The sequence below is a fragment of the Chamaesiphon sp. GL140_3_metabinner_50 genome, assembly GCF_025361915.1.
In the GTDB taxonomy this organism is placed as follows: Bacteria; Cyanobacteriota; Cyanobacteriia; order Cyanobacteriales; family Chamaesiphonaceae; genus Chamaesiphon.
Genome location: NZ_JANYJC010000123.1, coordinates 1 through 5,444, shown reverse-complemented (window position 1 = coordinate 5,444; position 5,444 = coordinate 1). Strand labels below are relative to the sequence as shown.

The window sequence follows — 5,444 nt, the reverse complement described above, 5'->3', positions numbered from 1 at the left end:
CCCACTGCTACTAATTCTCCTCCTTTATTACCACCTTCTGGCCCCAGATCGATCGTCCAGTCGGAGCAGCGAATCACGTCGAGGTTGTGTTCGATGACGATGATGGAGTTCCCCTTATCGACTAGTCTTTGCAGCACGTCTAGAAGCTTGTGGACATCGTAGAATGATAGTCCGGTGGTGGGTTCGTCGATGAGATATAGGGTTTTGCCTGTGGCGCGTTTGGAGAGTTCGGTGGCGAGTTTGACGCGTTGGGCTTCGCCGCCGGAGAGGGTGGGGGCGGTTTGTCCGAGTTTGACGTAGCCTAAGCCGACATCGACGAGGGTTTGCAAGCGAGTGGCGGCGCGGGGGATATTTTGAAAGAATTCTAAGCCTTCTTCGACAGTCATATTCAGGACATCGGCGATCGATTTGCCCTTATATTTAACTTGGAGGGTTTCGCGGTTGTAGCGTTCGCCTTTGCAGACGTCGCATTGCACGTAGACATCGGGGAGGAAGTTCATCTCGATGATATTTACGCCTTGTCCGCTACAGGCTTCGCAGCGTCCGCCTTTGACGTTGAAGGAAAATTGTCCCGCTTTATAGCCGCGTGTTTTGGCTTCGATGGTTTGGGTGAAAACTTCGCGGATGGTGTCGAATACGCCTGTATAAGTAACGGGATTCGATCGCGGGGTGCGGCCGATCGGCGATTGATCGATGATAATGACTTTATCGATCGCACTTATGCCTTGTAATTCGTCTACATCTTTGGGGAATGGTACCCGTTTGGTAAGGTGGTGCTGTAAGGCGGGGTGCAATAGTTCGTTGATGAGGGTGGATTTTCCCGAACCGGATACGCCTGTAATTGAGACTAATTTGCCCAATGGGAATTCGACATCGAGATGTTTGAGGTTGTTGCGGTTGGCGTTTTTAAGTATTAAACTGCGGCCATTGCCTTCGCGCCGTGCAGCGGGTGTTTCTATGCCTACGCGTCCCGATAAGTAAGCGCCTGTAATCGAATCTTCAGAATTTAGCAGCGCATTTAGATCTCCCTCGACGACGATATTACCACCATGTACGCCCGCGCCTGGGCCGATATCGACTAAATGATCGGCGGCGCGGATGGTATCTTCATCGTGTTCGACGACGATGAGGGTATTGCCTAAGTCGCGCAATTTGGTAAGGGTGTCTAATAGTCGTCCGTTATCGCGTTGGTGCAAGCCGATGCTGGGTTCGTCGAGGACGTATAATACGCCTGTCAAACCGGAACCGATTTGGGTAGCTAGGCGAATGCGTTGCGCTTCACCGCCGGATAAGGTCATCGCCGCTCGATCGAGGGTAAGATAATCTAACCAACGTTGAGTAAAAATTGCAGTCTGGCGATAATTTCTTTGAGTACTAGCTCACCAATTTTAGTTTGTTTTGGTGTAAGTTCTAACTTTTCAAGTCGTGCCAAACATTCATCGATCGCCGTACTGGTAAAATCGAGAATACCATATTGTCCTAATTTTACCGATTGAGCTTCGGCTTTTAACCGTTTACCACCACAAGCTTCGCAAGATCGATCTGTGAGGTATTGTTCGAGCTTTTGCTTTTGTAATTCTGAGGCATCGTTATATTGCCTGTCGAGAATTTTTACTACTCCCCGGAACCGACGATTTTCGCCGATATCTTCCATCCAAATCGGCTCGTCTCGACCTTCTAAAATTAAGGTTTTTTGTTCGTCGGTCAACTTTTGCCACGGCGTATCGAGAGCAAATCCGGCGGCTTGACCCAGGCTATATAGTAGTGATAAATAATAAGAATTATCTTTGTCCGACCACGGTGCGATCGCATGATAGACAGCCGCAGCCGGATCGGGAATAATTAAATCGGGGTCGAATGTGCGCGAACTTCCCAATCCATGACATGCCGAACACGCACCATAAGGCGAGTTAAATGAGAACAATCGCGGCGATAATTCTTCCATCACCGCACCGTGTTCGGGACAGGCAAATTTCTCTGAAAAGACTAGTTCCGTGGGCGATTCTTCCTTGTTTTCCTCAGATTCATCCGTTATAATGGAAATGGTGGCTATACCTTCTCCATGTCGTAAACAAGTGGTTAAAGAGTCAGATAAGCGCGATTCGATCCCTTCTTTATTAACCAGTCGATCGACCACAATTTCGACGGTATGATGCTGGTTTTTATCTAACACGATTCGATCGGCTAATTCGCGAATTTCCCCATCGACCCGCACCCGCACGAAACCTTCAGATGCAAGGCTAGATAATACCTTTTGATGCGTCCCCTTTTTACCCCGGACGATGGGAGCTAATATTTGAAACTTAGTTCGTTCGGGGAGCGCGCGAATCCTGTCGCTCATTTCATCGATTGTTTGGGGAGCAATCGATCGATCGCACTGCGGACAGTGAGGCGTACCCGCGCGGCCGTATAATAGCCGAAAATAATCATAAATTTCGGTAACCGTCCCAACCGTCGATCGGGGATTATTAGAAGTAGACTTTTGATCGATCGAGATTGCCGGACTCAAACCTTCGATCGCATCCACATCGGGTTTATCTAACTGCCCTAAAAATTGCCGCGCATAAGCACTCAGCGACTCCACATACCGCCGTTGACCCTCCGCAAAGATGGTATCGAAGGCGAGGGATGATTTACCCGAACCAGACACCCCTGTGAACACGATTAGGCGATCGCGCGGTAGCTCTAAACTAATATTCTTGAGATTATGCTGTTTGGCACCACGGATGCGAATGGTGTCTCGGTCGGTTGAAGCCATAGGGATCGAAGCTCGGAATTCGCGATAGAGCAAACTTCTGTTTTAACACAATTGTCTGGTGTCTTAACATCTTCGATCGTAAATTACCCCACTAAAGTCGATCCATAGCAATCCTAGATGATTCATCAGAATCTCGGTTTTTTAGGTCGATCCGATCGAGTATAGCTTCAGATTTGGGTTTGTCAGCAGACGGCTGGCAATTGCCTGACTGCCACTCCAATTCCAGTTTATCGATACAGGCGATCTCCTCATCAGTTGGCGGCTCGATTTCAACTTCCCGACTACCATCTGGAGATTGTCCATCAGCCAATTGCTCTAAATACTGGTTCAGCGTCAAACCCACATCCCGCGCTTGTTCCCGCAACTTGCCTAACAATGCTGTCGGAATTCTAATCGTCGATGCCAGCGATACGGCATCGGGAGTAATTTCTCGTTTAATGATGTCAGTAGTAATCTGATGATGTGCTAGGTTCTGGGTAAGATTGCCCCACACCTCACCCAATCGCTCTAATGATAAATCTGCCATCGCCAGAGCTTGGGACGCATTACGCGGCAGATTTGAGAACCCCAGAAACACCAATCGAATCGCTACATTCGCTGACTTGATGGCATTAATCACTTGCCACCGACTCAAATTAACCTTGCGCTTGCAAAAATCTTTAAAGTCTATAAACTTTTCATGGCAACGTTTCCACCAGCTCTGGTTGCGGAATTTCTCTAAAATTAGCCCAAACTTAATGTAGGCATACTGATTAGCCAATAATTCATACTCAGCCGTCTCAATTTCACGCGGACAAAGGTATGAAACATCGATCTGAAATTCTCCGATTAGGTTCTCTAGGGTAAAATCTAGTAGTCGATCGTTATCAATAATTGTTTGCATAGTAAACACCCCCTATGGAGGAAACTAGGTTAGTCGCTTTTAATCTTCAAAGATCGATGATTTCAACACAGAGCATCCGCAATGACGGGCATCTGTGGCTATACTTTAAGTGAGAACGGCTAGTGGAATAGCATCGGTTCTTGAAAGCTATTAAACGTAGTTTACCCTATATTTTTAGACAAGTCAACGTATTAAACTAAAATAATCGTGAGATGACGAGCGAACGAGATGACCAACGAGTAATTACATTGAAGGCTTTACGCGAATTGGCTAATTACAGTCAAAAAGAAATTAGTCAGCGGGTTGGGGTCAATTACACTGCTTATCAGGCTTGGGAGGTTGGTCGGTCTGTGCCTAAGTTTGATAATGCTGTGCTGTTGGCACGGGAGTTAAATGTCAGCCTGAAAACTCTAGCAAAATCTATGGGTCAAGATACTACGGAACTTCGCGACGACTTGGGACGTGATGAGCTAGAAATTGAGGATCGACGCTCCTATCGATTAGCAATTTTAGATCTACTCAAAAAAGGACAGCTTAGTCCTGAAGAAAAGACGTTGGTGAAGCTATTAGATCTGCTGATGCGTGAATATGAGATCGATCCTCAACCCACTCTTAGCGAATCCGATCGAGCCTTGGAACGATCGATGGCAACTCATGAAATCAGATCTTAGATCGATATTAGATGCCGAGCGATCGCCGCAAATATGCTATGGTAAATTTATAGTATTCTTCTCTCAGATGAAGTAAACTAGCTAGGCTTTTGACAATTATAAATTGGCTAATAATGAAAACCACAGAAATTCTTAAAGCATTACCTACACTCTCGATCGAGGATCGATTAAATATTGCGACAAGTGCTCTTGATTCGATCGATCTTCAAGCTGATATGACGACAGAAAAGCAAGTAGAGCAACAATTAAGAATAGCGGCTGATTTAGCAGTAGATGATTATGCCAACGATCGAGAGTTAACTATTTTCACGAGTCTTGATGGAGAAGATTTCTTAGAATAAATGCTGAGAGGTGAAATCTGGTTGGTAAATTTAGATCCGACAGTTGACAGCGAAATTAGAAAAACACGGTGATAGATTTGTATTTGAGATTGAATCTTGGCTGACTCAGAATCAACGATCGATCGAATATCACAAATTAGCAATCGAGGTAAATAGATGGTTCTCTAAAAGCGATCTCCTAAAATTATCAGGGCGATCGATAGGACGATCCAATTCGATCGCATCAAAATTGCTCCGCACAGATTGGTTCGTGGGCATTTGCCCACCTTACAGCTACTTAATTTACAATAGATATGATGAATAACGGTTTGATTATCAAAAAGGTAAATCAGTGATTTCTTATCTCAGTTTTTCGAGTAAATCGTAAAATGAATCAGCAACCCAGAAAGTATTTTCTTCATCAGATGAACAGGGGAAGTGTCTTGCACTATCCCAGTAGTAAAAATTTCCATCAGACCTTTCCATTAACAGGGCATTCGCGCCTGGATCGAAACCGATAGGTATAAAAGCACCTTTGAGATCGTCTTCTAGCTCATTCAGCCAGAATTGAATGTCAGCATGAGGCTTCCCAATTCCAAAAAAAATATTTATAATGATATCGTTCTCACAATCTGGAACATTCAGAATTTGACGCTCTGGTTGTCCACCATTATGAATAATTAAAAAGTTTCGATAATCCTCTGGAAATGTATAATCAATTTTATTTTCCAGGGAAATAAGATCTTCTATGCTCAGAGGTGGTGTATTGCCCTTGTAAAACTTCATTTTATTAGCTTCCTTTTTTCTTGAAC

At 45.0% G+C, this 5,444-nt stretch carries 4 protein-coding genes and 1 pseudogene; 2 read left to right on the top strand and 3 right to left on the bottom strand.

From position 1 onward, the window contains the following. Together uvrA and Q0R35_RS06605 are read right to left on the bottom strand one after the other, a co-directional pair. Window positions 1-2,758: pseudogene (gene uvrA, locus Q0R35_RS06610) on the bottom strand (excinuclease ABC subunit UvrA); the annotation flags it as partial. A 91-nt stretch (window positions 2,759-2,849) separates the two neighbouring features. Then, complete coding sequence (locus Q0R35_RS06605) at window positions 2,850-3,641, bottom strand: hypothetical protein (protein ID WP_295615300.1); 792 nt, start codon at window positions 3,639-3,641, stop codon at window positions 2,850-2,852. A 212-nt stretch (window positions 3,642-3,853) separates the two neighbouring features. On the opposite strand from Q0R35_RS06605, the gene Q0R35_RS06600 reads away from it, so the two are divergent. Together Q0R35_RS06600 and Q0R35_RS06595 are read left to right on the top strand one after the other, a co-directional pair. After that, the gene (locus Q0R35_RS06600) at window positions 3,854-4,312 is read left to right on the top strand and encodes a helix-turn-helix transcriptional regulator (protein ID WP_295615299.1); all 459 of its coding nucleotides are present in this window, start codon (window positions 3,854-3,856) and stop codon (window positions 4,310-4,312) included. A 113-nt stretch (window positions 4,313-4,425) separates the two neighbouring features. Further along, window positions 4,426-4,653 (top strand): hypothetical protein, encoded by a 228-nt coding sequence (locus tag Q0R35_RS06595; RefSeq protein WP_295615298.1) that lies wholly within the window; start codon window positions 4,426-4,428, stop codon window positions 4,651-4,653. 339 nt (window positions 4,654-4,992) lie between these two features. Here the strand turns inward: Q0R35_RS06595 and Q0R35_RS06590 are convergent. Next, a partial coding sequence (locus tag Q0R35_RS06590) for an SMI1/KNR4 family protein (protein ID WP_295615297.1) occupies window positions 4,993-5,444 on the bottom strand: 452 nt, incomplete at its 5' end.